Below are 25934 nucleotides of genomic sequence, written 5' to 3'. Positions count from 1 at the left end.
TTGAAGTGCGCTGATGGTGCGCGCCTGGTTAGCTTGAGTATTGAACCAAAGTCCCCTGCGGTTTGCCTCAGAAACACCTGTTACAGGTTTTGTAATAGTTTCCCGCTGTCAGAAAATACGACTGTAATTGTAGGATCTCCATCCCTATTTCCCATTCAGGTATCTATGAACACCTTCTCGGAGCCCCCCAGTTCCTGGTCGTCCCGGCCATCTTGCACCCCCTCCCGTAACACATCCCTTGTGAGTATCTGCTAATGGAATGGCTTGCCGACCCTACGGCCTGGCTAGGCCTGTTGACGCTTATCGTCCTCGAGCTGGTGCTGGGTATCGATAACCTGGTGTTCATTGCCATTCTGGCAGACAAGCTGCCCCCGCATCAGCGCGACCGCGCGCGGGTAATCGGCTTGAGCCTGGCGCTGATCATGCGCCTGGGCCTGCTGGCGAGCATCTCGTGGATGGTCACCCTGACCGAGCCGCTGGTCGAACTCTTCGGCAAGACGTTCTCGGGCCGTGACCTGATCATGCTGTTCGGTGGTGTGTTCCTGCTGTTCAAGGCCACCATGGAGCTGCACGAACGACTGGAAGGGCATGTTGCGCAGTCCAGCGGCAGCGTGCGCCATTCGGCGTTCTGGCCGATCGTTGCGCAGATCGTGGTGCTCGACGCGGTGTTCTCGCTGGACGCGGTGATCACTGCGGTAGGTATGGTCGAACATCTGTCGATCATGATGATCGCGGTGATCTTCTCGATCGGTATCATGATCGTTGCCAGCAAGCCGCTGACCCGCTTCGTCAACGCCCACCCGACAGTGATCATGCTGTGCCTGGGCTTCTTGATGATGATCGGCTTCAGCCTGACCGCAGAAGGCCTGGGCTTCCATATCCCGAAAGGCTACCTGTACGCGGCGATTGGCTTCTCGATTCTGATCGAGCTGTTCAACCAGCTTGCCCGGGCCCGCCGCAAGCGCAGCCTGCAAGAGCATCGCCCGCTGCGTGAGCGTACTGCCCATGCGGTACTGCGCCTGATGGGCGGTCGCCGGGTAGAAGCAGACGAAGTCGGCGAGGAGATTGCCGATCTGGTTGAAGGTGGTGAGGAACAGGTGCTGTTCGATCGCCGCGAGCGGGTCATGATCAGCGGTGTGCTGAACCTTGCCGAACGGCCGATCCGTACGGTGATGACGGTGCGTACCGAAGTCGATGCTCTCGACCTGGCTCTGCCTGCCGAGAGCATTACCTTGGCCTTGGCCAACTCGCCATACTCGCGTCTGCCGCTGATTCGTAACGGGCGTATCGAGGAGCCGCTTGGTTTCGTGCACAAGAAGGAGTTGCTCAAGGAGTACCTCGAGGGCAACCAACCTGACCTTGAGGCGATGGTGCGCGCGCCCCTGAATCTGCTGGAGAGCTTCAGCATTCTCAATGCGCTGGAGCAGATGCGTGGCCAGTCGACCCATATCGCCTTCGTGGTCAACGAATTCGGTGACTTCACCGGCTTGCTGACCATGACCGATATCCTTGAGTCGATTGCCGGTGAGCTGCCGGACGCCAGTGAGGTCGAGGGTCCGGCGATTGTCGAGGAGGCTGACGGTTTTGTTGTCAGCGGAGCCCTGAACCTGAGCCAGGTGCAGGCGCGGACCGGCTTCAGTGCCCGCGCTACCGAGGACTACCAGACCCTCGCAGGCCTGGTGATGAGCTTGCTGGATCGCTTGCCGCGGGTCGGTGATTGCCTGGCCTGGAATGGCTGGACCATGACCGTGATTGCGGTGGAGGAGCGGCGCGTGCGCCAGGTGCGCCTTACACCGAGCGGCGACGTTGACGGAGCAGGTGCTTGAAGCCCTCGAGCACCAGCACCAGCACCGCCGCCCAGATCGGCAGGTAGGTCAGCCACTGGTCACGCGCAATGGTTTCGCCCAACAGCAGGGCGACACCGACCAGCAGCACCGGCTCGACGTAGCTGAGCAGGCCGAACAGGCCGAAGGGTAACAGCCGGCTGGCGAGTACATAGGCAATCAGCGCACTGGCGCTGATTGCCCCGAGCAGCGGAATCAAGCCGTACAGCCCGGGATGTGCACGCAGGTCGGCGGCCGACAATGGGCCCTGGAACACGAAGTAAAGCGCCCATGGCAACAGCAGGAACATGTCGCACCACAGCCCGCCCAGGTGATCGGTGCGGCAGCGTCGGCGCAGCACGAAGTAGATCGGATAGCCGATCATCACCACCAGGGTTTCCCAGGCAAAGCTGCCATGCTGATACAGCTCGTGACCCACCCCAAGCGCTGCACAGGCCACGGCCACTTTCTGCAGGCGTGACAGCCGTTCACCATAGACCAGCCGCCCGGTCAGGACCATCGCCAACGGCAACAGGAAGTAACCCATCGACACTTCCAGGCTGCGCCCGTGCAACGGTGCCCAGAGAAACAGCCACAGTTGCACACCCATCAACCAGGATGTGCCGAGCATGCCTAACAGCAGTGCCGGGCTGCGGCGCACCCGAGCGAACAGTTCAGCGACCCGCTGCCAGTCTTTGCTGACCAGCATGAACAACGTCAGGCAGGGCAGGGTAAGCAGGGTCCGCCAGCCGAAAATCTCTTCGCCGTCGAGCGGCGCCAGCAGCGAGCTGTAGAAGTACATCACGGCGAACAGGCAGGACGCAGTGACCGATGTAACAATTCCTTTTGACACGAATGCCTCAATTACAGTGAATGAGCGGTTTGATCAGCCGAGCATGATCTCAGGGCGAACCTCCTGGGGCAACCGCGGGCGAGCCGCCAACGCCTGCAGAAACGCCTCCAGCGGCATCGGCCTGGCGAACAGGTACCCTTGCTGAAAGTCCACTGCATGATCTTGCAGGTAATCGCGCTGGATGGCTGTTTCGACACCTTCGGCGACAATCCCCAGGCCCAGCTTGGCCGACAGCTCGATAATGCTCTCGAGGATGTGCTGCGACAGCGCGTCGCCACCGATCATGGCGACGAAGCTCTGATCGATCTTGAGGTAATCGACCTTGAACTGACGCAGGTAATTGAGGCTCGACTGGCCCGTGCCAAAGTCGTCGAGGGCGATCATTACGCCCATCTCATGCAGTTTGGCAAACAGCTCCAACGCAACCGGTGTGGCCTCGAGCAACTTGCGCTCGGTCAATTCCAGGGTCAAGGCGACCCGCCCCGGTGGGAAGTGCTGGAGGAACATCCGGCAATCCTCCAGCAGGCTCAGATCCTGGCAGTGGTCGGCGGTGATGTTGATGCCGATATGAAAGCCGTCTTCCATCAAGGCAGCATAGGGCGCCAGGTCTTGAGCGGTGTTCAGCATCAACGCGCGGGTCATGGCAACGATCTGCCCGCTGTGTTCGGCGTAGGGAATGAACAGGTCAGGGCGCACCAGGCCCTCACGCGGATGGTTCCAGCGCATCAGCACTTCGGCACCGGCCCACTGGTAATCACCCTTGCGCACCACGGGTTGAAAGTACGGTACGAATTCGTTGGCCTGCAGCGCCCGATCCAGCTCGGCGCGTGATGAGGATGCACGGCGCAGCTGCCAGCGGCAGGCGCTCCCAGCGGCCACTCCGAGCAGCAGCAACAGCGCAATCAACGCGGGGTAGTGTTTGCGCATCAACTCAGCCTGCTTGCCCGCCGCAAAGCCTCCGTGCACGCTGAACGGGTAACGCGCCGAGGCTATTACTACCGCGGCGCTGGACGCAGCCGGCGGGGTGCCGATGCGGACTTCACCGTCCTGCCCCATCCAGCTGTTGCCGACTTGCAGGTACAGCTGCTGATCACTGCCAATCAGGCGCAAGGCAGTCAGCAGATGCTCACTGTCGACCGTGGTTATCGCCGCGCGCTGGGCGTCGCCTGTGCGGTAGACCAGCAAGGCATGGCCGGGAGTGACCGAATTGCCGTCCATCAGCCACAGGTGGCCCTCGGTGTAGTCTGCCGGGTTGACCGCCTCGTGGTAGTCGCCAAACAGCGACGTGCAGTAGAGCGTGTTGTCACTCGCCAGATTGGCGGAGCGGACGAAGGCATTGCGAGTGACTTCGCTGCGCAGCTCGACCTCGACCTCCTCGCAAGGGCGGCCTGCCAGCGGCAGCAGTGTCTGGGCGGCGGTTGCTACACTGTCGAGTATGCGCTCGACGTGGGTCACTGCCTGGCGACTGGTAGCCTCGCTGGCCTGACGCATGTCCTGTTGGCTCTGCCAGACCATGACAGCCAGGCCGCCCAGCAAGGGCAGCAGGCCGACCAGCCAGGGGAGTAGGGTGCGCCAGTGACTGCGGGCGTGACGGTTGCGTGTAAGGGGCATATTGACCTGGGCTTGACGATGACCTGCCAAGGATAGCCGCTGGTCGGGCAGGGCGGAGAACTAAAGCGCGACAAACCGATTTACGCCCTATAGAATCCGATTACGAATACAACAATAAAGTCCTCTCGTGCAGAGGGCCAAACCGCCGAGAATGTGCCCCTATGCCACGTCACGGGTTCAAATTGATCATTGGTACTTTCCTCGCCCGTAGCGTGCGCGGTATCCCCTGCTCGCCACCCGGCCGTCCGCCATCGAACGCAACTGACTAATCGTTATTACGCAGTAGATGAGGACACCAACATGGCAGATATCTTCGAAAACCCGATGGGCCTGATGGGCTTTGAATTCATTGAGCTGGCATCGCCGACCCCGGGCGTGCTGGAACCGGTGTTTCAGATTCTGGGCTTCACCAAGGTCGCTTCGCACCGCTCCAAGGATGTTCACCTGTATCGCCAGGGCGAGATCAACCTGATTCTCAATAACGAGCCGAAAAGCATAGCGTCGTACTTTGCAGCCGAGCATGGCCCGTCGGTCTGTGGCATGGCCTTCAAGGTGCGCAACGCCCATGAAGCCTACGCGCGTGCACTCGAGCTTGGCGCTCAGCCGGTGGAGATCGAAACAGGCCCCATGGAACTGCGACTGCCGGCGATCAAGGGTATTGGTGGCGCGCCGCTGTACCTGATCGACCGCCATGAAGAAGGCAGCTCGATCTATGACATCGACTTCAAGTTCATCGAGGGTGTTGAACGCAATCCGGTCGGTGCGGGCCTGAAGATCATTGATCACCTGACCCACAACGTCTACCGCGGGCGCATGTCGTATTGGGCCAACTTCTACGAGAAGCTGTTCAACTTCCGTGAAATTCGCTATTTCGACATCAAGGGTGAGTACACCGGCCTGACTTCCAAGGCCATGACCGCGCCCGATGGCATGATCCGCATTCCATTGAATGAGGAGTCGTCAAAGGGCGCCGGCCAGATCGAAGAGTTCCTGATGCAGTTCAACGGCGAGGGCATCCAGCACGTCGCCTTCCTTACCGATGACCTGCTCAAGACCTGGGACGCGCTCAAGGGCCTGGGTATGCGCTTCATGACCCCGCCACCGCAGACCTATTACGAGATGCTTGAAGAGCGTCTGCCAGGGCACGGCGAGCCAGTTGACCAATTGCAACCGCGCGGCATTTTGCTCGACGGCGCGTCCGAATCCGGTGACAAGCGCCTGCTCCTGCAGATCTTCTCGGAGACCTTGTTGGGGCCGGTGTTCTTCGAATTCATCCAGCGCAAGGGTGATGACGGTTTCGGTGAAGGCAACTTCAAGGCCTTGTTCGAATCGATCGAGCGTGATCAGGTGCGTCGCGGCGTTCTCGACGTGCAATGACGGCTGGCGCACCCTGCTTGTGCTTCAGGCAGTGGTGCGCTCCCGCTTGCGGCGAGCGCGGAATATGCCCCAGTAGGTAATGGCGGCCGTCAGCAACCCTACCAGCGTCAGCGATGGCAGGACCTGAACCATCAGCAGGCGTGCCTCTGCCAGCGTGTAACCCTGGGGGTAGCCGACGTTTACACGATAGTCATGTCGCGTCGATGGCACACTGCGGAAAAACTCGCTCTGCGAAGGTCGTTGTGGATCGCGGCTGTCGCCTTGGCTCCAGAGATACGCATCCTCGAATTCCAGTACCAACACCAGGCCATCCTGAAAGCCCTGCAGTTCTCTGCGCAGCTCAATACCATAGCTGGTGGCAATGATGCCTGGCCCATCGTTCGCCAGCCGATATTCGACCATGACGCCATTGGGCGTTGTAGGCGAGTCGAAATTCAGCCTGACAGTGCTCCCGGCGGTGATGTCGATGTGATGCGGAATGATCGTGGGCAAGGTACTGCAGTACGCCAGATCATCCTTGGTCAACTCCAGTGAGTGGATCCGCGGGTCGCTGGCGGTAATCTTGCGCAGTTGCTCGACGACGTTGTCACAGGCCTGGCCACTGTACTGGCTGGCGGTATTGGCCGTGAGCAACAGGCTATCCAGGCGTCGATCGATGGCGAACAGCGCCTCATGGGCCGATATGCGCGCGTTTTCGTCAAGCTTGCGTTCAAGCTGATAGAACATCACCGTCAGCCCGGAAACCATCGGTATCAGGCCGACCGCCGAGACCAGCAGCAGCTCCAGCAAACTACGCCCCGTGTGCATGAGTTTTGACATCGGCACTATCCTTCCCTCTGGTGCTGTCCGCGTCTGGACAACTGGCAGACCAGAGTACGTAGGGCGGGACACCGCCGATGTAGGCTTATGTCGATTCAGCCTGGTGGAAACAGCAGCTACGCTGTGAGAGTCCGGAGTGGTGTAGTGCCAGATGTCTCCTGCTTGTCACGAACATTGCGCCATTGCAGTGGATTAACTTCCAGCAGATCATGCGTGCTAGTCAGTCAGCCGACGTCAAGGAATCAAGACAGTGGTCGCCAAGGGCAAGTCATCCAATACCGAGTTGCAGGTGCTCCATGTCGAACCCAGCTGGAAGCCGACGGATCCGTTTGCCGAGGCCATCCGCGTGTTCAATTGGGGCGACACGCCTTTGGGTGTCCTGGCGAAATGGCCACCCTCGCTGCGGCACGCCGTGGACATCATGCTCGCGTCCCCGTTCCCGGCTGCCCTGGTCTGGGGCGACAGTATGACGGTCATCCATAACGCAGCTTACGCTGACGTGACCGGCACAGCCGCGCCAGGCTTGGGTTCTAGCTTCGAGCAGATGTGGCGCAAACACTGGGCGCAAGTCGGGCCATCTGTGTTCAAGGCGCTCGAGGGGCAAGCAAGCTTTGTGGGTGATGCGCCCATCCTGGTCGCAGCTGACACCGAGGCAGGCAATGTATGGTCCGCCCTGGGTTATACGCCGATCCGAGACGAGCAGGCACGCGTCGCGGGCTTTCTGCACACCGTGATCAACGCTACTGCCAGCGTTGCAACGCTGGGTGAGTGGCGTGACCTGACCGAGCGATTCGAGCAGCGGATTGCCGAGTATCAAGCCGATCGCGAGCGCATCTGGGCGTTATCCAGTGAGGCGATGATCATGGTTACCCTTGATTTGCGCCTGCACGCTGTCAACCCTGCATTCGAGCGTATGCTGGGCTGGAGCCTGGCGCAGATGGTCGGCATGACCATCACCGACCTGTTACACCCTTCCGATCGGCGTGACGTCGCCGAGGTCGCGCTGGACGTGCTGCACGGCCCAGGCGTGCGCGAGCTCGAGAGCCGAGTGCGCCACAATGCCGGTCACTATTGCTGGATCCGTTGGAGCGCTCGGCGCGACGGCCGGTTTCTTACCGCAGTGGGCAGTGACATCAACCAAGAGCGTGAAAACGCCATGCGTCGTTCCGAAGCGCTACTGCGCAACAACCAGCGTGTCACTGTGGTGAGTCAGCTGGCAGGGGGCGTGGCCCATGAAATGAACAATCTGCTCTCAGGCATCGGCGGCAGCCTGGAATTGCTGCAACGGCGTATCGATCAGGGGCAGCCCGAGCGAATCGCCAGCTATGTAGAGCTGGCACGCGGTTCGGTTGAGCGTGCAATGAGCCTGACGCATCAGTTGTTGGCCTTTTCCAGTGGGCAGCACCTGTCGCCGCGTCCACTCAACAGTACCCCTGCGATGATGGCGTGTGGGCAGTTGCTGTTGCAGGCATTGGGCCCGGAGATGCTGCTTGAATGGCATCTGGATAACGATGCCTGGCCGATTCTGGTAGACCCGGGGCAGCTGGAAAACGCGCTGGTCAACCTGTGCACCAATGCCCGCGAGGCCTGCAACTTTGCCGGCACAGTAACCATCCGCAGTTTCAACCAACGGCTGGAGGATGATGAGCGAGCCCTGGGAGGGCTAGAGGCAGGTGATTATCTGGCCATTCAGGTGGAAGACAATGGTCAAGGTATTGCCAGCGAAGACATCCCGCGTGTGTTCGAGCCATTTTTCACCAGCAAGCCTGCAGGGCGCGGTGCTGGGCTAGGACTGCCGATGGTCTACGGCTTTGTTCACCAGTCAGGGGGCCATGTATGGCTCGAGTCCACCTTGGAGCAAGGGACCCGTGTGACCATGATGTTTCCGCGTTGTCTGCAAGTTGTCGAGCCGTTGGCAACGCCACTGCCACCAGTGCTGATGGAGCCTGCTAACGGTCGGCGCCTGTTGCTGATCGATGATGAAAACGGCTTGCGCAAGTTAATGAAGGAAGCACTGCTCGAGCAGGGCTTCGAGGTGGTTGATGTGGCAGATGCCACGGGTGCCATGAGCAAATTCCGCCACGATGGCAGCTTCGACCTTGTCGTCACCGACATTGGCCTGCCCGGCGGCTCCAGTGGTCGCCAGGTGGCGCAGGCAATGCGTTTGCTGAAACCCCAGCAGAAGATCCTGTTCATTACCGGCTACAGCGAGCACCCGATCGAACAGGCTTTGCTCGACCAGCCTGGTACGGGCCTGATGCTCAAGCCGTTCTCGCTGGCACGGCTGGTTGCTCAAGTGCAGAGCATGCTGGTCGAAGCGGGATGAGTTACCACCTGGCAACAACCCGCAGAGCGGGGACGCTACAAGCCTTGCTGTAGAATCGGGTCGTCCGGATTCTGACGCTCGAGCTCAGCCAGCAGTACCTGAACATTCTGCAATTGCCCGGTCTCTTTCCAGTACTGGATCAACAACACCCGCGCCTTGCGATTGGCGGGCTGCCGGTCGAGGATGGTCTGCAGTTGCTTCTGCGCGGCTTCAACCTGCTCGAGCTGATGCAAGGTAACCGCCAGCACGTAGCGGTAGTCAGTGTTTTCCGGCTCCAACTCAACCGCCCGGGCAAACGCCAGCAAGGCATATTCGGTTTGCTGGTGGCGATTGAGCCACAGGCCCAGATCGTGCTGTAAAAAGGCCGAGTCTGGTTGCAAAACGAGCGCTTTGGCCAATACCTGGCGAGACTCGTCGTGCAGGCCCTGGCGTTCGAGCAGGCGCACCTGGACGGCGAGGGCGTCCAGGTTTTGCGGGTTCAGCTGCAGACTGCGCTGCAGGGCCAGGGCGGCCTGGGCGTAATCAGCCTCATGCAGGTACAACCGGGCCAAATGCACTTGCGCGGCGCTGTCTTCCGGTTGCGCCATCAGTGCTTGCTGGTAGGCTTCAAGTGCTTGCTGCAAGGGCCCGAAATACAAGCCAATGGCGTCCGGATCGAGGCCGAGCAGGGCATCTACGGCCGCGAAACGCACGCTTTGCTCGTCATCGTCCAGCATCGGCCCAAGCACCAGGCTGCGCTGCGCGGCGGGCAACAGCCGGCGAATGCTCTCGATAGCGGCGCGACGCACCATTGGCTCATCGTGTTGCAGGTCAAGTCTGGCCAGCTCCAGCGCTTTGGGTGAGGGGTAGTTGGGCAATTCGGCATACAGCGCAGCGCGCCGGATCGGCGCCAGATCATCACGCTGCAGTTGCTGATAGAGCACCCGCGCTGCGCCAGGCAGGCCGTCGTGGGCCTGGCGCAGCGCTTTGCCATAGCTGTGCGGCGCGACCGCCGGGGCAGTGATTTCGACGTTACGCGAGCAGTAGCCGAGGGTGGCCGATACCAGGATCAAAGCGAGCACGGCGATCAGGTACAGGCGGTGTCTGGGCATTGGCAGGTCCGGTGGTCAGGAACCTCTGAGCTTGGGCCAGGCGCTGCCTAAATGCAATGCGCGAGGGCGCTCAGCCTGGCTACGCGTTACCGCGCTCAGCGAATGAAGTGCACCTTGCCGGTGTCGTCATTGCCCATGTAGATCCCATACACACCGGCCTGACGCTCAAGGATATAGCGCTCGAGAATCTGCCGGATGGCCGGATAGTAGATCTCGTCCCAGGGGATCTGGTCAGGCTCGAAAAACTTGTAGGCGAGGGTCTCGGCACCGAATACGCCGGTTTCAGCGGTGGCGATGGCGCGGAAGACGATATACACCTCGCTGATCTTGGCCACGCTGAAGATCGAGTACGGCGAGACGATTTCGGCCTGTACCCCGGTTTCTTCCCAGACTTCACGCAGTGCCGCCTGTTCAGTGGTTTCGCCGGCTTCCATGAAGCCTGCCGGCAGCGTCCAGGTGCCAGGGCGCGGGGGGATCGCGCGCTGGCACAACAGGTACTTGCCATCGCGCTCGATGATGCAGCCAGCGATGATTTTCGGGTTGATGTAATGGATGTAGCCACAAGCGCCGCAGTACAGGCGTTCGTGGGTATCACCGGAAGGAACGCCCCGGGCAAGCTCGGTGGTGCAGTGCGGGCAGTAGCGCGGGGCGTTGGGCATGGTCAGCGGCCTATGCGAGGGTCCTTCAGGGCCAGGGGCGCAACGATCTCGCGCACCTTGGTGTTGTCATCCTGCTTCTGGCGCAGGTAGTCCAGCGCCACTGCAGCAGCAGCGCGGACGTGGTCGACCGAGGCCTGGTGTGCGGCCAGCGGATCGCCACTCTTGATCGCCGCAACGATCTTTTCCATTTCCTTGTTACTGGCGCCACGGCGGTTCTGTTGCGACACCGAGGTCGCCCGCAGGTAGCTGATGCGCGCCTGCAACTGGCGCAACTGGGTGGCCGCGACGTGGTTGCCGGAGCCTTCCAGAAGCACGTCATAGAAGCCTTGCACCGAGTCGATGACCTGCTGCAACTCGCCTTCTTCAAGGGCTTCGCGGTTGACGTCGAGCGCACGCTCGAGGGCGCGGATGTCCTTGGCCTTGGCGTTGAGGGTGAACAGCTGGACGATCAGGCCCTCGAGTACGCAGCGCAGCTCGTAGATGTCACGGGCATCTTCCAGGGTGATGATCGCGACCCGCGGGCCCTTGGCGTCGGCGAACTCGACCAGGCCCTCGGATTCGAGGTGGCGTAGCGCTTCGCGGACCGAAGTGCGGCTGACGCCGAGGCGGTCGCACAGGTCGCGCTCGACCAGGCGATCACCCGGTAACAGGTGAAAGTTCATGATCGCGTTGCGCAGCTTGTCGAGCACGATCTCGCGCAGGGTGACGGGGTTGCGGTTGACCTTGAAGCTGTCGTCGAGTGGCTGGCGTTTCATCAGGTGCGCTCTTTATGAGGCTGTTGCGCCAACCTCGCGAAGCACCACGAACCGGGGCGCTCCTTGCAGTGGTTCGAACAGCCCGCTGTTAACGGGTTGACTCCGCGTCGGCTTCGGCAAATGCCTCGCGGGCCAGCCGAAAGCTGTCTACCGCCGCTGGCACGCCGCAATAAATGCCGACCTGGAGCAGGATCTCGCGAATCTGTTCACGGCTCAGGCCATTACGCAAGGCGCCGCGGATGTGCAGCTTAAGCTCATGGGGCCGATTGAGCGCGGAAATCATTGCCAAGTTTATCATGCTGCGCTCTTTGAGCGACAAACCATCACGGCCCCAGACATGCCCCCAGCAGTACTCGGTGACCAGGTCCTGCAGCGGCTTGGTGAAGTCATCGGCATTCTGCAGCGAGCGGTTGACATACGCTTCGCCCAGCACCTGCGTGCGGATCTCCAGGCCTTTTTGATACTTGTCGTTGCTCATGGCAGTGCTCCGCAATAAAACGGGGGCGCGAACGAGGGTGAAGTTCGCCGCGACCCCCAAAAATAGTCAGCGCTGCGCCATGCAGCGCGTTGGCAGGTCAGCTCAGCCCAGTGGCGGCAGGGCGCCGAGCTTGCCTCGATGGTAGACCATCGGCGTCACCGGCTCGGCCGGCAGCACCAGGTTTTTCACCGCGCCGACGATGATCGCGTGATCGCCGCCATCGTATTCGCGCCACAGCTCGCACTCGATGATCGCGGTGGCCTTGGTCAACAGCGGGTTGCCCAGCTCGCTCAGCTGCCACTCGATGCCCTTGGCCTTGTCTTTGCCCTTGCCGGCAAAGGCATAGGCTTCGGCGGTCTGCCCGGCCGAGAGCAGGTGAATGGCAAACTGCTTGCTGTCACGCAGGATCGGATAGGTGTCCGAGGCGTAGTTGGGGCAGAACAACACCAGCGCCGGCTCGATCGACAGCGCACTGAAGGCACTGGCCGTGATGCCGACGATGCCGCCGTCGGCGTCCAGCGTGGTTACGACCGTGACGCCCGAGGGAAACGAGCCCATCACGTCTTTGTAGATGCCAGGTTCGATCATCTTGGCAGTGCTCCTTAGCGCATCACGAAGGGGTCGGGCATGGGCGCGGTGGACAGGTTGATCCACACGGTCTTCAGCTCGGTATAGGCCAGCACCGAATCGATGCCGCTTTCACGGCCGTAGCCGCTGTTCTTGAAGCCGCCGATCGGCGCCATTGCCGAGACTGCGCGGTAGGTATTGACCCAGATGATCCCCGAGCGCACGTCACGGGCGAGCCGGTGAGCGCGGCCCAGGTCGCGGGTCCAGATACCTGCTGCCAGGCCGAATTGCGAGTCGTTGGCGATCGCCAGAGCCTCTTCTTCGGTCTTGAAACGGATCACTGCTGCGACCGGGCCGAATACTTCTTCCTGCATGATCTTCAGCGAATTGCTGTCGCACTCGAACAGGGTTGGCTCGTAGAACCAGCCATCGCCTTCGACCTCGGCACGTTTGCCGCCCATGCGCAGCTTGGCCCCTTCGGCGCAGGCTGCAGCGACCAGGCCTTCGACTACTGCCAGTTGCTGGGCGGTGGCCATCGGGCCCATTTCACTCTGCTCGTCCTGCGGATTGCCGATGCGGATGCGTTTGGCCCGCTCGACCAGCCGTGCAACGAACTCGTCGTAGATTTCGTCCTGCACCAGCAGCCGCGAGCCTGCAACGCAGCTCTGCCCGGAGGCAGCATAAATGCCTGCCACTGCACCATTGATGGCGCTGTCCAGGTCGGCGTCGGCAAAGATGATGTTGGGCGACTTGCCGCCCAGCTCCAGCGACAGTTTTGCGAAGTTCTCGGCGCTGCTGCGCACCACATGGCGGGCAGTCGCAGCGCCGCCGGTGAAGGCGATCTTGCGGATCAGCGGATGGCGGGTGAGGGCAGCACCAGTGCTTGGGCCGTAACCGGTGACGACGTTGACCACGCCAGGTGGGAAACCGGCCTCAAGGGCCAGGCGGGCCAGCTCGAGAATGGTCGCCGAGGCGTGCTCGGACGGCTTGAGGACGATAGTGTTACCTGCGGCCAGCGCCGGAGCCAGCTTGATCGCTGTCAGGTACAGCGGGCTGTTCCAGGGGATGATCCCGGCAACAACGCCCATCGGCTCATGCACGGTGTAGGCAAACAGGTCAGGCTTGTCCAGCGGCAGGGTGCCGCCTTCGAGCTTGTCGGCCAGGCCTGCGGTGTAGTGGAAAAACTCTGGCAGATAACCGACCTGGCCGCGGGTTTCGCGGATCAGCTTGCCGTTGTCGCGGCTTTCCAGCTGGGCCAGGTGCTCTTTGTTCTCAGCAATCAGGTCGCCAAGCCGGCGCAGTAATTTGCCCCGCGCAGTGGCGGTGAGGCCACGCCAGGCCTTGCTGTCGAAGGCGCGCTGAGCCGACTGCACGGCCAGCTCGACATCAGCTTCGTCGGCGTCGGGCAGTTGCGCCCAGACCTGCGCGGTGGCCGGGTCGAGGCTGTCGAAAGTCTTGCCGTTCTGGGCATAGCACCATTGGCCATCGATGCACATCTGGAAACGAACGAGGGTCATGCAACTATCCCCTTGGCGGATTCGGTGAGGGTGCGCGCTTGACTGAGGAAGTCCAGCAGCATCTTGTTGACTTCACGCGGCGCTTCTACTGCCATCATATGCCGTTGTTCGGCGAGGACCACGCAGTGTGCGCCGGGAATGCGTGCGGCGAGCTGGCGGGTCATGGCCGGAGTGGAGCCGGAGTCGAGTTCGCCGGTGGCGATCAGGGTTGGTGCCTGAATGCTGCCCAGGTCGCTTTCGCGGTACATGTCCTGAGTGGCGAACAGCGAATAGGTGGTGTGGTAGCCCTGCGGGTCATTGCTGGCCAGGACCTGCTTGATCGCGGCGACCTGAGCCGGGTTGGCGGCCTTGTACTCGCGGCTGAACCAGCGCTCCAGGGCGGCGTCGACGTTGGCGTCCGGGCCCAGCTCGGCCGCTTGTGCCGCGCGGGCGATGACCCCGGCGCTCTGCTCGGGCGAGCGGTTGAACACGCTGTTGAGCACCACCAGGGCCGACAACCGCTGCGGATAATTCAGGGCAAAGGCCCGTGCCACCAGGCCGCCCATCGAAAAGCCGATAACCGTGGCCTGGGCGATCTGCAGATGGTCGAGCAGCTCGGCCAGTTGCGCGGCGTAGCCTTCAAGTGGGGTGTCGGCGGCAGGCAACTGGCTCTGGCCGTGGCCGAGCATGTCGTAGGCGATGACTTTGTAATCAGTGGCGAGGCCGACGATCTGGCCGCCCCACATTTCCTTGTTCAGGCCAACGCCGTGGATCAGGACCACAGGCTGGCCTTGGCCAGTCACCAGATAGCTGGTGCCGGCGGGTGTGCGTTCAGCAACAGGCTGAATCATCGAGGGCGCTCCTTGAGCGTGAGGCGTGGCGCTGTGCGCACGCCCCGGCCCGTTGATCTAATTGTTATTGAGCTTTTTCGGCTGCCAGTTCTTCGAGGTCGATGTAACGGTTGCCGATGCGCGGGTGCAGGCGGCCGCCGTCAGCGGCGCCCAGTACCACCACGATCTCGTCGGCACGTGGTGCGTCTTCGATCTGCATTTCCAGGGTGATGTAGTGCGAGCGCAGGCCTTCGTCGTCCTTCTGCATCATCGGGATCTGGATCGAGGTGCCTGGGCCGCCACGCTTGTTGGTGAAGCTCAGATAGCTCTTGGCTTGTACCGCTTCGCGGTAATGATTGCCAAAGCGCAGGGTGTGGATCACCGCCGAGGCGTGTTCGATCTCGCCATCAGCACCGACCACCGCTGCTTTGCCGTAGGCCTCGATCTTGTCCGCGCCGCCGATGGCAGCAATCAGGCGCTCGACCATCAAGGCACCGAGGTCGGAGCAATTGGCACGGATTTCCGGCTTCAGATCATCAACGAAACCGCGACCCGCCCATGGGTTCTTGATCACCACAGCCAGGCCGACCATGGTCACCGGCTTGTCGGTGGCCTTGCCGCCTTCGATGCGGGTCTCTTCGGAGTAGGTGACGATCTTGCGGATTTCGAAACTCATGGGTGGCTCCTGTCAAAGGTATCTGGTCTTGTTGTCTGATGGTATACCATAATATTTGTAGTGCAAGAGGCCGCTGTAAATTTATCGCCTGAGGGGGACGAAAGGTGCTTTGTCAGGGCTGGCCTGTTCGCGGCAGTGCGGGGCCGCTTTGCGCCCCTTCGCGGGCAAGCCCGCTCCCCCAGGTACAGCGCTGAATGCAGACTTGGCGCTATTTCTGTGGGGTTTACCGGAACACCGGACCGCCGCGCAGGGGCTGGGAGCGCCGATTTCCAGCCATGCGGGCAAAAAAATGCCCGCCCCCGCGCAGGCAGGAGCGGGCTGTTCCCGCAATGAATTCAGGTAATGGGAATTCAGTTGAAAGCCGGCACCACTTCCTTGATGAACAGCTCAAGCGACTTCTTCTTTTCGGCATGCGGCAAGCTGTTGTCACACCAGAAGCTGAACTCGTCGACCCCCAGTTCCTGGTAGTACTTGATCCGCGCGATGATTTCTTCAGGCGTGCCGATCATGGTGTTCTTGCGGATGTTGTCCAACTCGAAGGCGGGCACTTCGGCAAACTTCGACTCCGGGCTCGGCTCGAGGAAGCCGTTGACCGGAACGGTCTTGTTGCCGAACCAGGCATCGAAGGTGCGGTAGAAACGCGCAATCGCCTTGGCGCCGATCTTCCAGCCATCTGGCTCGGCAGCGCTGTGCACGTGGGTGTGGCGCAGCACCATCAGTTGCGGGCGTGGCACGTCCGGGTTGTTGTCGAGCGCGGCCTGGAACTTGTTTTTCAGATCGAGCACTTCTTCGTCACCCTTCATCAACGGGGTGACCATGACGTTGCAGCCGTTCTTCACGGCAAAGTTGTGCGAGTCTGGGTCACGTGCGGCAATCCACATCGGCGGCATGCCGCTTTGGACTGGCTTGGGTACGCTGGTCGAAGTGGGGAATTTGTACACCTCACCTTCGAAAGCATAATCGCCTTTCCACAATTCGCGGACCGCCGGGACCATTTCACGCAGGGCCTTGCCGCCTTCGGTAGCGGGCATGCCATTGGCCATGCGGTCGAACTCGAACTGGTAGGCGCCACGGGCCAGGCCAACTTCCATCCGCCCGTTGCTGATCACATCGAGCAGGGCGCATTCGCCGGCTACCCGAATCGGGTTCCAGAACGGCGCGATGATGGTGCCGGCGCCCAGGCGAATCTTCTCGGTGCGTGCGGCAAGGTAAGCCAGCAGCGGCATCGGGCTGGGCGAAATGGTGTATTCCATGGCGTGGTGTTCGCCGATCCACACGGTGCTGAAACCGCCGTCCTCGGCCATCAGGGTCAGTTCGGTGAGGTCTTCGAACAACTGGCGGTGGCTGACCTGTTCATCCCAACGTTCCATGTGCACGAACAACGAAAATTTCATGGGGCATTCCTCAACGCTTGAATGTCGCGCCTGGCAGGGCAGGCGTCAGTGATCACAACGGATGCGCCTGGCATCCGTAGACAGAATAGGCAGTGCTCAGGCGAAGGCAGGCAGGCTGGCCATCTTGCCGCGGCAGTAGATCATCGGCTGTGGCGCTTGCTCAGGCACGATCAGGTTCTGCACCTTGCCGACCATGATGGCGTGGTCGCCACCTTCATATTCGCGCCACAGTTCGCACTCGATGATGGCGGTGGCGTTGGCCAGCAAGGGATTACCCAGCTCGCTCAAGGTCCACTCGATGCCGACGGCCTTGTCCTTGCCCTTTTTCGCGAAGGCGTAGGCCTCGGCCTGCTGCTCGCCGGACAGCAGGTGAATGGCAAAGCGCTTTTTGGCAATCAGGACGGGGTAGGAGTCGGAACTGTAATTAGGGCAGAACAGCACCAGCGGCGGGTCCATCGACAGGGAGGAAAAGGCACTGGCAGTGAGGCCGACGATCTGGCCGTCGTCGTCCAGAGTGGTTATGACGGTAACGCCGGACGGGAAGGAGCCCAGGACGTTCTTGTAGACGGTTGCGTCGATCATGAAGTGATCCTCTTCGCAGGGGAGCGGTGGTCCGCTTTTTATCGTTGATGTGTCTGATGGTATACCGTAATACCCGTTTTGCAAGCGCTAATTACACATGTGGAAAAAACACGATGAAAGGCGCCAAGCCTTTGAATACGTGGTCTTGCCGACAAATTAGGTCGACCAGGAAGGTTGCTGAACCGGATCAGTTACTGATTTTTAGGACGGCGCAGTGTTGTCAAAAGTTTGGAATACCATAATATGGTCCGCAGCTGAGAGGCCGCCATGAGCGGTTTCCTACAACGATAAAAACGACCCTTTCGAGCTGAATTCCTATGTCCCAATCGTCGTCGCAGCACCAGTTTGTCGAGAATCACACGGTCGATTACGTTCCACCTGCAGAGCGCCACGGGAAGGCGCGCGACCTGTTCACCCTCTGGTTCAGCACCAACATTGCGCCACTGCCCATCGTTACCGGCGCCATGGTGGTTCAGGTGTTTCATTTGAATCTGCTGTGGGGGTTGATTGCCATCGCCCTCGGGCACTTGCTCGGTGGTGTGGTGATTGCCCTGGCCTCAGCGCAGGGGCCGCAACTGGGCATTCCGCAAATGGTCCAGAGCCGTGGCCAGTTCGGCCGCTATGGCGCGCTGCTGATCGTGTTCTTCACCGCGCTTATCTACGTTGGCTTCTTCATTTCCAACATCGTGCTGGCCGGCAAATCGATCCATGGCATTGCCCCCAGCGTACCGATGCCGACGGCCATCGTGATCGGCGCCCTCAGCGCCACGGCGATCGGCGTGATTGGCTATCGCTTCATTCACAGCCTCAACCGCATCGGTACCTGGGTCATGGGTTCGGCGCTGCTGGCCGGGTTCATCATGATGTTCGTCCAGGACCTGCCCACCGACTTCTTCAGCCGTGGCAGCTTCAACCTGTCCGGCTTCATCGCCACTGTGTCGCTGGGCACCATCTGGCAGATCAGCTTCTCGCCGTATACCTCTGACTACTCGCGCTACCTGCCGCGCGAAATCGGTATCGCCAAGCCGTTCTGGGCGACCTATTTCGGTGCCACGCTGGGGACCATTCTGTGCTTCAGTTTCGGCGCGATTGCGGTGCTGTGCGTGCCGGAAGGCACTGATGCCATGGCGGCGGTGGAACAAGCCACTGGCTGGCTGGGGCCGATCCTGATGGTGCTGTTCCTGCTCAACATCATCAGCCACAACGCCCTCAACCTGTACGGCGCGGTGCTGTCGATCGTGACCGCGATCCAGACCTTCGCGGCTCAGTGGACCCCAAGCATCAAGGTACGGGTGATCCTAGCTGCAGTGATTCTGCTCGGTTGCGGGCTGGTTGCGCTGAACGCGTCGGCTGACTTCATCGGCCAGTTCATCGGGTTGATCCTGGCACTGCTGCTGGTGCTGGTGCCGTGGGCGTCGATCAACCTCATCGACTTCTACCTGATCAAAAAAGGCGTGTACGACATCGCCTCGATCTTCAGTGCCGATGGCGGCATCTACGGGCGCTTCAATCACCACGCGATCATTGCCTACGCCTCCGGCATCCTGGTGCAGCTGCCGTTTGCCAATACCGCGCTGTATGTCGGGCCTTACTCGAATCTGGTAGAGGGTGCCGATTTGTCGTGGCTGTTTGGCTTGTTGGTGACCTGCCCGCTGTATTACTGCCTGGCCACACGCGGCCAGACCCAGCGGGCTGGCAAGCCGCTACGCGTCAATCCCTGATAGACTCAGCAAGGGGGCTGCCCAGCAGCCCCCTTGCGTTGTCAAAGCTTGAACTGCGCCACCATCCCGTTCAGGTCTACTGCCAGGCGTGACAGATCCTGTGCCGCCGCGCTGGTCTGGTTGGCGCCCGCCGAGGTCTGCATCGACAGATCGCGGATGTTGACCAGATTGCGGTCCACCTCTCGCGCCACCTGCGCCTGTTCTTCGGAGGCGCTGGCGATGACCAGGTTGCGCTGGTTGATCGAGGCAATCGCTTCAGCAATCACCTCCAACGCATCGCCGGCTGACTGTGCCACTTCCAACGTGCCGTTGGCGCGGCTGCGGCTGCTGTGCATGGCTGTCACGGCGCGTTCGGTGCCGTTCTGGATACCGGCAATCATCTGTTCGATTTCAGCGGTGGACTCCTGCGTGCGGTGGGCGAGGGCGCGCACCTCGTCGGCGACCACTGCAAAACCGCGGCCAGCTTCGCCAGCACGGGCGGCTTCGATTGCCGCATTGAGGGCCAGCAGGTTGGTCTGCCCGGCGATGGCGCCGATCACGTCCAGCACGCGGCTGATCTCGTTGGCACTGGTAGCCAGTTGTTCGATTTCGGTTGAAGTGCCGCTGACGTCGTCGACCAGATGCTGGATCGAGCTGAGTGCCTGATTGACCTGATCGCGACCGTCACGGGTGCTCTGGTCGGCGCCTTTTGAGGCATCGGCAGTGGTCACTGCGTTGTTGGCGACTTCTTCGACGGCGGCAGTCATCTGGTTGACCGCAGTGGCCGCCTGATCGATTTCGGCACTTTGCTGATGCAGGCCGCGGCTGGTGTCTTCGGTCACACTGTGCAGTTCTTCGGAGGCCGAGGCCAACTGGTCGGACGAGGCAGAGATCTTGCGCAGGGTATCGCGCAGGCTGCTCTGCATCCGCGCCAGGGCAGCGAGCAGCAGGGCCGGCTCGTCCTTGCCTTGTACGCGAATGTCCTGGGTCAGATCGTTGGTGGCGACGCGTTCTGCCACTGCAACGGCATCAGCCAAGGGCACGACGATGCTGCGGGTGAGCAGGATCGCGATAGCTATCAGTGCACCGAGGATGATCAACAGCGACACGACGATCACCGAAAACGCCTCGTCGGCCACGTCGCTGCTGCGCTGGGAAGCCTCTTCGGCGCCATTGCTGTTGTAATCGAGCAGAGCGCCCAAGGCTTTCATCATCACATCGGCGGACTGCGCCATGGCGCCGGTCAGCAACCCATTGGCCTCGTCAGCCTTGCCAGCCACAATCAAGCCGAGTACCTGCTTCTGTTGATCCAGATACTGGCGTTCGGCGGCGCTGAAGGTATTGAACAGGGCGCGATCATCAGCAGCGACGATGGTTGCTTCGTAGGCCTTGATACCGCTGGCCAGTTGCTGGTTGATGCTGTCGACCAGGGCCATGCTGGTTTGGCGGGCACTTGCCTGTGTTTCCAGTGCGGTGCGCAGGGTAATGGCGCGGGCGCGGCCCAGGTTGGTACCGACGTCGCTCAAGGCAACCATGGCCGGGATCCAGGTCTCGCGGATCTCATCCGTAGACTTGTCCATCTGGCGGGTTTCGTACAGTGACAACAGACCCATGACCAGCACCAGCACGCCCAGCAGCGTAAACACACTGGCGGCGCGGGTGCCGATCTTCAAATTCCGTAATTGCATGGGAAGCTCCTTGACGATGGCTGGCAGGCGTCAAGAGCTGGTTCGGCGAAGCCGCGTCACCTGATAGGCGCCGGGCTCTCGATGCGCTGCGAAAGGGTGAGGTTGTTCCTCGATCGTACTGATTGTTTTTTTTGATGATGCCACAGTGCCATTATTATTGACCAGTCATTCAATGTAACTACAACTTACGACAGTTCCGTCATTTTCTGACGGAACTGTCAGCTTTATTGCACTCAGACGATAGCGATCGCGGGGTCGGCGGCGGCCAGCGCGGTGGCCCTGTCTGCCGCTGGCGGGTAGATCCATTGCGTGTTGATCTGCCGTTTGACTGCCTTGCCTTCCTCACCCTGCAGTTTCAGCTCGCGCTCCCAACCTTCGCTGAAGGTCGCGCCCCACGCGCCGAGGTCAAGGCAGGTGACATATTTGGGCTGACGGTAAACCACGGGCGTCAGCGCCAGCAGATCTGCTGCGGCGTTGTTGCCAGCGTGGCGGCCCATCGGGATGGCGTGCTGGCAGGTCATCAGGGCATGGTTGCCAAGCTCATCGACGGCCGCCCAGGCGACATCGCCGGTGGCATAGATGTGTGCCTGGCCGTTGACCTTGAGATGCTCGTCTACCCGCAGCCGGCCCTGGCCGTCGCGCTCGCCGGGTACATGTGCGGTCAGGGGGCTGGCCTGCACCCCGACGGTCCAGATCACTGTCTTGCTGGCGATGTAGTCGCCATTGTCCAACGTGACGCCGCCGCTGTCGACGGCCATCACCGAGGTGCCGGGCAGCCATTCGACGCCCGCCTGCTTGCACGCCGCAACGATCGAGGGGGTGATCCCGGCACCCAGCGCTGCGCCGATCTGTGCGCCGCGGTCGACCACCACTACGCGCAAGCGGGTGTCGGCGCCGAGAATTGCACGCAAACGCTCGGGCATTTCCGTGGCCGTTTCGATGCCGGTGAAACCGCCGCCGCACACCACCACGGTGTTGCGTGCAGGGGATGCCGGCAGCGCGGCCAGCCCGTGCAGATGTTGCTCAAGGTGCACGGCCGATTCCAACTGGTCGACATCGAAGGTGTACTCGGCCAGGCCGGCAATGTTCGGCCGCGCCACCTGGCTGCCGGCGGCGAGGATCAGGCGTTGATAGCCGATCTGTTGGCTGGTACCGGCGCTGTCTTCAAAGCTGACCTGGCGTGCTTCCGGGTTGATAGCCCGGGCGTGACCCTCGATGAACTTAACCCCAACCGCATCGAACAGCTCGGTCAGAGGCGCCTGCAGGGTATGGGCCTGGGCCTCGTAAAGGCGTGGGCGGATGCGCATCTGCGGCTGAGGGGCGAGGACGCTGATGCTCAACTCGCCGCGTTGCGCCTGGTCGAGCAAGCGTGCAGCGCTAAGTGCGCTCCATACGCCAGCGAAGCCTGCGCCGATGATCAGGATGTCGGTTTTCATGGGGTTGCTCCGGGTAATTGAGAGGGGCGAGACACCATCGAGCAAAATCCTGCTGTCGCTCGAATAACTACGACTCTATTGGTCGTAGTTATAAATCACAAGCGTTTTGTTGATTGCGATCAGCGTCGGAGCAGCCGGTCTTTGCCTGCAGGCGGCCACAGGCGTACTATTTGCGACTAATCCAGTCGGAGATTGATATGTCGCTTTACAGCGCCGGGGTTGAATACGGCATCCATTGCCTGCTGCTGTTGCTTGATGAGCAGGGTGAGAGCCGCGAAGCCAGCGTGCGTGATCTGGCTGAGCTGCAGGGGGTGCCTCAGGAATACCTGGCCAAGGTCTTTACCAAGCTGGCTCGCGCCGGCCTGGTGGCGGCCACCGAAGGCGTGCGCGGCGGGTTTCGCCTGGCGCGGCCGGCGGCCGAGATCAGCGTGTTGGACGTCGCCACTGCAATTGACGGGGCGAAAAAGATTTTCGATTGCCGCGAAATCCGCGAGCGCTGTGTGCTGTTCGAGGGTTCGCCACCGGCCTGGGCGACCGAAGGCACCTGCGCAATTCACGCGGTGATGATCAGCGCGCAGAAACGCATGGAAGACACCCTGGCCCAGCAGAGCATCCTTGATCTGGGGCAGCGCTTCGGGCGCAAGGCGCCGGCGCAGTTTGGCGAACAGCTCAACGACTGGATGAGCGAGCGCCGCGAGGGCAAGGGCAGCGCCGGCGATATCCCGTTGACCGAGGTTTGAGCGGGGCGATCAATGCACCGCTTGGCGCTGCCTGACGCAGGTCTGGGCCTGTAGCGCCAGTTCGTCCAGGTGTTCATCGCGGCGCTGTTCGGCTTCGATCATGGCGTCTTCGCCTTGCTGCTTGAGCAGGTAGGCATGAATCTGGCGCACTTCCAGGGTTTCATAGATCGGGGCGATATCCAGGGTGCCGATCAGCGCGCCGCTGGCCTGGCCGGTGCTGCTCATCAGCACTTGCGGGCCGCGGGCCGCCACTACCTGCATGCCCATTTCTTCAAACCAGGGCACCAGCCCTGCAAAGGCATTCAGTTCGACACAGTTGAAGCGAGCCTGCAGGTCAGCCAACAGAGCGCGAGCGATGCCCTGGCGACGGTGGCTGGGCAGCACCACCATGAACGCCAGCGAGCAGGCCTGCGGATTGTCCTGAGCCGGCAGGGCGAGCGCGAAGCCCAGCAGTTGATCAGGCGCATCGGCATCCAGCGCAAGCAACAGCTGTACGGCCAGCCCACGGGTGCCGTCCATGGCTTGCAGGTAATGATGCACCTCCAGGCCGACGCCGTATTGATAGAGTGGGTAGAGCGGGTTGTCACTGCTGATGGCGACGCTGCTGAGCTCGCCGACGTGGTCGATCACCAGCTGGCGGATCTGGTTCTGGAAGGATTCGGGCGGCACGCTGTCGAGGCGGCTGAGAATGAACATTGCAGGCAAAGCTCCGGCTGGCTAAAACACCCCGCGTCAACGGCAACGCGGGGTGACAGTCTACTCGGTTTTGTCGGTTCAGCTGTGCTCGGCGAACGCTGCCAGTATCAGGTCAAGGTTCTGTACCGCCGCCCCTGAGGCACCTTTGCCAAGGTTGTCGAACACCGCCGTGAGCACAACCTGGCCGTGCTCCGGGTTGGCGAACAGCGCCAGGCGTAGATCATTGCTGTCGTTGAGTGCCTCTGGGTCCAGTGCTGCAGCAGGCCCATGCTGGTGCAGTGGCATCAGTTGGACGTGCCGGGCACCTTGATAATGCGCCTGCAGGCAGGCTTGCAGGTGTTCAGCATTGACCCCGTCAGGCAACAGCCGCAGTTGCAGCGGGATGCTCAGGACGATGCCCTGGCGGTAATCGCCATAACCTGGAAGAAACACCGGCCGCGCGCTGAGGCCGGCGTGCTGCTGTATTTCCGGGACATGCTTGTGGGCCAGGTCCAGGCCGTACAGCTGCAGCGCAGGCAAGCGTTCTGCGCGTGGCTGTTCATGCCGCTCCACCGCAGCGCGGCCGCCGCCGGAGTAGCCAGATATGGCATGGACCGTCAGTGGATAGTCGGTTGGCAGCAGCCCGGCCTCGATCAGCGGCCGCAGCAGGGCAATGGCCCCGGTTGGGTAGCAGCCAGGGTTGCTCACACGCTTGGCCTGGGCGATGCGCTCAGGCTGCTGCGCATTCAACTCTGGCAGGCCATAGACCCAGCCTGGGGTGGTGCGGTGGGCGGAACTGGCGTCGATGACCCGCACCGCCGGGTTGGTGATCGCCGCTACCGCTTCGACCGCGGCAGCATCCGGCAGGCAAAGCAGAGCAATATCGGCGCTGTTGATCGCTTCGGCGCGGCGCTGCGGATCCTTGCGCTCGGCTTCGGCGAGGGTCAGCAGGCGCAAGTCGTTGCGTCCGTGCAGGCGGGCGTGGATCTGCAGGCCGGTGGTGCCTTGGTCGCCGTCGATAAAGACCAGAGGAGTGCGCATGGGGCGATGTCCGTGCAAGAAGGGAAGTGGCCTATGCTCGCTCACGACTGGACGAATGGAAATTTGCATTTCATGATGGTCACGTTCAGAAATCCTGAATCAGGGAGCGCTTAAGTGTCAGTCTATTTGCATCCAGCCCATGCGTGAAATCAGCCTCGACCGTTTGCGTACCCTGGTGGTCATCGCCGACCTTGGCTCGTTCGCTGAAGCTGCCCGCCAGCTCAACCTGGCGCCGCCGACCATCAGCCTGCACATTGCCGAACTGGAGGCGCGGGTAGGCGCGCCGCTGCTCAGCCGGACCCGCGGTCAGGTGCGCCCGACGGCGATCGGCGAGACACTGCTGGCGCGGTCGCGAAAGCTGCTGGCAGACGCCGAGCTGGCCCTGGAGGAAGTGCGTCGGCAGGTGCAGGGCTTGACTGGGCGGGTGCGTCTGGGCGCGTCGACTGGCGCCATCGCCCATCTGTTGCCGCAGGCGCTGGAGATGCTGCGGGTTGAGCATCCGGGGATAGATGTGCAGGTGCAGGTGTTGACCTCGCAGGCGTCGTTGGCGGGGCTGCGCGAGGGCCGGTTGGATATTGCTTTGGTGGCACTGCCGCAGGTGGCTGGCAAAGGCGTGCAGATTACGCCGTGGCGGCGCGATCCGATCATGGCCTATGTGCCCAGCGACTGGCGCCCGCCAGCGCGGGTCACCCCGGCCTGGCTGGCGCAGCGGGCGTTGATTCTCAACGACAGCAGTACTCAGTTGTCGCGAGTGATTGCGCAGTGGTTTGGGGCGGCGGGGTTGTTTCCTGAGCCGCGCATCGAGCTGAATTTCAATGATGCGATCAAGAGCCTGGTAGGCGCCGGGTATGGTGCGACGCTGTTGCCGCAGGAGGGCGAAGTGGCGGCGCTGGATCCACGAGTTAGTCGGCGGCCGCTGCGGCCGGGGTTGTGGCGGCAGTTGGGGATTGCTTGCAGGGTTGGTGAGATGGAGCTTGCTACTGGCTATGTACTGGCGGCGCTGGAGGGGGTGCGGCACCACCAATCTCAAACCACACAAAAAATACGCAGCCACGCCGATCCCGCTCTGTGAGGACTTGCCGTGAGGGCAATCCTTTTCAAGAGATTCTAGAATTGCACTTGTCGTTGGATTGTCGGGGCCGCTTTGCGGCCCTTTCGCGACACAAGGCCGCTCCTACGGTGACCGCGTTCCAACGACCTACGCGGTCGAATGTAGCGGCCTTGCCGGGGCGCCGGACCGGTCGGAAAGGGCTGGTTTGAGATCGCTGGGGCCGCTGCGCAGCCCTTTCGCGACACAAGGCCGCTCCTACACCGACT

Annotated in this window: 23 protein-coding genes; 6 read left to right on the top strand and 17 right to left on the bottom strand. The window is 61.6% G+C overall.

Annotated elements, in window-relative coordinates:
* The first annotated feature begins 254 nt into the window (after positions 1-254).
* Positions 255-1826, top strand: coding sequence for a TerC family protein (locus ACQZ2L_RS09100; protein ID WP_430325752.1), 1572 nt, complete (start codon positions 255-257; stop codon positions 1824-1826).
* On the opposite strand, the gene rarD is transcribed toward ACQZ2L_RS09100, so the two are convergent.
* Positions 1789-2676 carry an EamA family transporter RarD gene (gene rarD / locus ACQZ2L_RS09095; RefSeq protein ID WP_430325751.1) on the bottom strand — a complete coding sequence of 296 codons (888 nt, stop codon included), beginning with the start codon at positions 2674-2676 and terminating at the stop codon, positions 1789-1791. The two genes, ACQZ2L_RS09100 and rarD, sit on opposite strands and share 38 nt — an antisense overlap.
* A 33-nt stretch (positions 2677-2709) precedes the next feature.
* The gene (locus tag ACQZ2L_RS09090) at positions 2710-4287 is read right to left on the bottom strand and encodes an EAL domain-containing protein (protein ID WP_430325750.1); all 1578 of its coding nucleotides are present in this window, start codon (positions 4285-4287) and stop codon (positions 2710-2712) included.
* A gap of 300 nt (positions 4288-4587) precedes the next feature.
* Here ACQZ2L_RS09090 and hppD point away from each other — a divergent pair, with 300 nt between their 5' ends.
* Complete coding sequence (gene hppD, locus ACQZ2L_RS09085; RefSeq protein ID WP_430325749.1) at positions 4588-5664, top strand: 4-hydroxyphenylpyruvate dioxygenase; 1077 nt, start codon at positions 4588-4590, stop codon at positions 5662-5664.
* A 24-nt stretch (positions 5665-5688) separates the two neighbouring features.
* Here hppD and ACQZ2L_RS09080 read toward each other — a convergent pair whose 3' ends face one another.
* Positions 5689-6483 (bottom strand): CSS-motif domain-containing protein, encoded by a 795-nt coding sequence (locus ACQZ2L_RS09080; RefSeq protein ID WP_430325748.1) that lies wholly within the window; start codon positions 6481-6483, stop codon positions 5689-5691.
* Positions 6484-6733: 250 nt separating this feature from the next.
* Here ACQZ2L_RS09080 and ACQZ2L_RS09075 point away from each other — a divergent pair, with 250 nt between their 5' ends.
* Entirely contained in the window at positions 6734-8809 is a 2076-nt protein-coding gene (locus tag ACQZ2L_RS09075) for an ATP-binding protein (RefSeq protein ID WP_430325747.1), read from the top strand.
* Positions 8810-8844: 35 nt separating this feature from the next.
* On the opposite strand, the gene ACQZ2L_RS09070 is transcribed toward ACQZ2L_RS09075, so the two are convergent.
* From ACQZ2L_RS09070 to ACQZ2L_RS09025, 10 genes are all read right to left on the bottom strand, one after another.
* Complete coding sequence (locus ACQZ2L_RS09070) at positions 8845-9900, bottom strand: tetratricopeptide repeat protein (protein ID WP_430325746.1); 1056 nt, start codon at positions 9898-9900, stop codon at positions 8845-8847.
* Between the two features lie 95 nt (positions 9901-9995).
* Complete coding sequence (locus ACQZ2L_RS09065; RefSeq protein WP_430325745.1) at positions 9996-10559, bottom strand: NUDIX hydrolase; 564 nt, start codon at positions 10557-10559, stop codon at positions 9996-9998.
* 2 nt (positions 10560-10561) lie between these two features.
* On the bottom strand, positions 10562-11314 hold the full coding sequence (locus ACQZ2L_RS09060) for a GntR family transcriptional regulator (RefSeq protein WP_430325744.1): 753 nt from the start codon (positions 11312-11314) through the stop codon (positions 10562-10564).
* 88 nt (positions 11315-11402) lie between these two features.
* Entirely contained in the window at positions 11403-11792 is a 390-nt protein-coding gene (locus tag ACQZ2L_RS09055; protein WP_430325743.1) for a carboxymuconolactone decarboxylase family protein, read from the bottom strand.
* A 102-nt stretch (positions 11793-11894) separates the two neighbouring features.
* Positions 11895-12380, bottom strand: a complete 486-nt coding sequence (locus ACQZ2L_RS09050) for a flavin reductase family protein (RefSeq protein ID WP_430325742.1) — start codon at positions 12378-12380, stop codon at positions 11895-11897.
* Between the two features lie 14 nt (positions 12381-12394).
* Positions 12395-13876 carry an aldehyde dehydrogenase gene (locus ACQZ2L_RS09045; RefSeq protein ID WP_430325741.1) on the bottom strand — a complete coding sequence of 494 codons (1482 nt, stop codon included), beginning with the start codon at positions 13874-13876 and terminating at the stop codon, positions 12395-12397.
* On the bottom strand, positions 13873-14706 hold the full coding sequence (locus tag ACQZ2L_RS09040; RefSeq protein WP_430325740.1) for an alpha/beta fold hydrolase: 834 nt from the start codon (positions 14704-14706) through the stop codon (positions 13873-13875). The genes ACQZ2L_RS09045 and ACQZ2L_RS09040 overlap by 4 nt, the downstream gene beginning before the upstream one ends.
* 64 nt (positions 14707-14770) lie before the next feature.
* Positions 14771-15361: an amino acid synthesis family protein gene (locus ACQZ2L_RS09035; protein ID WP_101318873.1), complete on the bottom strand. Its 591-nt coding sequence runs from the start codon at positions 15359-15361 to the stop codon at positions 14771-14773.
* Between the two features lie 350 nt (positions 15362-15711).
* Complete coding sequence (locus tag ACQZ2L_RS09030) at positions 15712-16755, bottom strand: LLM class flavin-dependent oxidoreductase (protein WP_314873677.1); 1044 nt, start codon at positions 16753-16755, stop codon at positions 15712-15714.
* A gap of 96 nt (positions 16756-16851) precedes the next feature.
* On the bottom strand, positions 16852-17337 hold the full coding sequence (locus ACQZ2L_RS09025; RefSeq protein ID WP_430325739.1) for a flavin reductase family protein: 486 nt from the start codon (positions 17335-17337) through the stop codon (positions 16852-16854).
* A gap of 317 nt (positions 17338-17654) precedes the next feature.
* Between ACQZ2L_RS09025 and ACQZ2L_RS09020 the strand changes: the two genes are divergently transcribed.
* Positions 17655-19058, top strand: a complete 1404-nt coding sequence (locus ACQZ2L_RS09020) for a purine-cytosine permease family protein (RefSeq protein ID WP_430325738.1) — start codon at positions 17655-17657, stop codon at positions 19056-19058.
* Positions 19059-19099: 41 nt separating this feature from the next.
* On the opposite strand, the gene ACQZ2L_RS09015 is transcribed toward ACQZ2L_RS09020, so the two are convergent.
* Together ACQZ2L_RS09015 and ACQZ2L_RS09010 are read right to left on the bottom strand one after the other, a co-directional pair.
* Positions 19100-20725 (bottom strand): methyl-accepting chemotaxis protein, encoded by a 1626-nt coding sequence (locus tag ACQZ2L_RS09015; RefSeq protein WP_430325737.1) that lies wholly within the window; start codon positions 20723-20725, stop codon positions 19100-19102.
* A 233-nt stretch (positions 20726-20958) separates the two neighbouring features.
* A complete protein-coding gene (locus ACQZ2L_RS09010) occupies positions 20959-22161 on the bottom strand; it encodes an NAD(P)/FAD-dependent oxidoreductase (RefSeq protein WP_430325736.1) in 1203 nt (400 codons plus the stop codon).
* Positions 22162-22358: 197 nt separating this feature from the next.
* Between ACQZ2L_RS09010 and ACQZ2L_RS09005 the strand changes: the two genes are divergently transcribed.
* Positions 22359-22901, top strand: coding sequence for an RrF2 family transcriptional regulator (locus ACQZ2L_RS09005; RefSeq protein ID WP_430325735.1), 543 nt, complete (start codon positions 22359-22361; stop codon positions 22899-22901).
* 9 nt (positions 22902-22910) lie between these two features.
* Here ACQZ2L_RS09005 and ACQZ2L_RS09000 read toward each other — a convergent pair whose 3' ends face one another.
* Both ACQZ2L_RS09000 and argC read right to left on the bottom strand, forming a co-directional pair.
* Positions 22911-23597, bottom strand: a complete 687-nt coding sequence (locus tag ACQZ2L_RS09000) for a GNAT family N-acetyltransferase (RefSeq protein WP_430325734.1) — start codon at positions 23595-23597, stop codon at positions 22911-22913.
* 78 nt (positions 23598-23675) lie between these two features.
* Positions 23676-24617, bottom strand: a complete 942-nt coding sequence (argC, locus tag ACQZ2L_RS08995; RefSeq protein WP_430325733.1) for an N-acetyl-gamma-glutamyl-phosphate reductase — start codon at positions 24615-24617, stop codon at positions 23676-23678.
* A gap of 139 nt (positions 24618-24756) precedes the next feature.
* Here argC and ACQZ2L_RS08990 point away from each other — a divergent pair, with 139 nt between their 5' ends.
* Entirely contained in the window at positions 24757-25689 is a 933-nt protein-coding gene (locus ACQZ2L_RS08990; protein WP_430325732.1) for a LysR family transcriptional regulator, read from the top strand.
* The last annotated feature ends 245 nt before the right edge of the window (positions 25690-25934 follow it).

It is taken from the genome of Pseudomonas shirazensis, assembly GCF_050496565.1.
GTDB classification, from domain to species: domain Bacteria; phylum Pseudomonadota; class Gammaproteobacteria; order Pseudomonadales; family Pseudomonadaceae; genus Aquipseudomonas; species Aquipseudomonas shirazensis_A.
This window is presented reverse-complemented; position numbering and strand designations above follow the sequence as displayed.

Excerpts from the sequence above, each read along its gene's own strand:
- ACQZ2L_RS09100 (WP_430325752.1), top strand. The coding sequence starts at position 255 with ATGGAATGGCTTGCCGACCCTACGGCCTGGCTAGGCCTGTTGACGCTT.
- ACQZ2L_RS09090 (WP_430325750.1), bottom strand. The coding sequence starts at position 4,287 with ATGCCCCTTACACGCAACCGTCACGCCCGCAGTCACTGGCGCACCCTA.
- hppD (WP_430325749.1), top strand. The coding sequence starts at position 4,588 with ATGGCAGATATCTTCGAAAACCCGATGGGCCTGATGGGCTTTGAATTC.
- ACQZ2L_RS09080 (WP_430325748.1), bottom strand. The coding sequence starts at position 6,483 with ATGTCAAAACTCATGCACACGGGGCGTAGTTTGCTGGAGCTGCTGCTG.
- ACQZ2L_RS09070 (WP_430325746.1), bottom strand. The coding sequence starts at position 9,900 with ATGCCCAGACACCGCCTGTACCTGATCGCCGTGCTCGCTTTGATCCTG.
- ACQZ2L_RS09065 (WP_430325745.1), bottom strand. The coding sequence starts at position 10,559 with ATGCCCAACGCCCCGCGCTACTGCCCGCACTGCACCACCGAGCTTGCC.
- ACQZ2L_RS09060 (WP_430325744.1), bottom strand. The coding sequence starts at position 11,314 with ATGAAACGCCAGCCACTCGACGACAGCTTCAAGGTCAACCGCAACCCC.
- ACQZ2L_RS09055 (WP_430325743.1), bottom strand. The coding sequence starts at position 11,792 with ATGAGCAACGACAAGTATCAAAAAGGCCTGGAGATCCGCACGCAGGTG.
- ACQZ2L_RS09050 (WP_430325742.1), bottom strand. The coding sequence starts at position 12,380 with ATGATCGAACCTGGCATCTACAAAGACGTGATGGGCTCGTTTCCCTCG.
- ACQZ2L_RS09045 (WP_430325741.1), bottom strand. The coding sequence starts at position 13,876 with ATGACCCTCGTTCGTTTCCAGATGTGCATCGATGGCCAATGGTGCTAT.
- ACQZ2L_RS09040 (WP_430325740.1), bottom strand. The coding sequence starts at position 14,706 with ATGATTCAGCCTGTTGCTGAACGCACACCCGCCGGCACCAGCTATCTG.
- ACQZ2L_RS09035 (WP_101318873.1), bottom strand. The coding sequence starts at position 15,361 with ATGAGTTTCGAAATCCGCAAGATCGTCACCTACTCCGAAGAGACCCGC.
- ACQZ2L_RS09030 (WP_314873677.1), bottom strand. The coding sequence starts at position 16,755 with ATGAAATTTTCGTTGTTCGTGCACATGGAACGTTGGGATGAACAGGTC.
- ACQZ2L_RS09025 (WP_430325739.1), bottom strand. The coding sequence starts at position 17,337 with ATGATCGACGCAACCGTCTACAAGAACGTCCTGGGCTCCTTCCCGTCC.
- ACQZ2L_RS09020 (WP_430325738.1), top strand. The coding sequence starts at position 17,655 with ATGTCCCAATCGTCGTCGCAGCACCAGTTTGTCGAGAATCACACGGTC.
- ACQZ2L_RS09015 (WP_430325737.1), bottom strand. The coding sequence starts at position 20,725 with ATGCAATTACGGAATTTGAAGATCGGCACCCGCGCCGCCAGTGTGTTT.
- ACQZ2L_RS09010 (WP_430325736.1), bottom strand. The coding sequence starts at position 22,161 with ATGAAAACCGACATCCTGATCATCGGCGCAGGCTTCGCTGGCGTATGG.
- ACQZ2L_RS09005 (WP_430325735.1), top strand. The coding sequence starts at position 22,359 with ATGTCGCTTTACAGCGCCGGGGTTGAATACGGCATCCATTGCCTGCTG.
- ACQZ2L_RS09000 (WP_430325734.1), bottom strand. The coding sequence starts at position 23,597 with ATGTTCATTCTCAGCCGCCTCGACAGCGTGCCGCCCGAATCCTTCCAG.
- argC (WP_430325733.1), bottom strand. The coding sequence starts at position 24,617 with ATGCGCACTCCTCTGGTCTTTATCGACGGCGACCAAGGCACCACCGGC.
- ACQZ2L_RS08990 (WP_430325732.1), top strand. The coding sequence starts at position 24,757 with ATGCGTGAAATCAGCCTCGACCGTTTGCGTACCCTGGTGGTCATCGCC.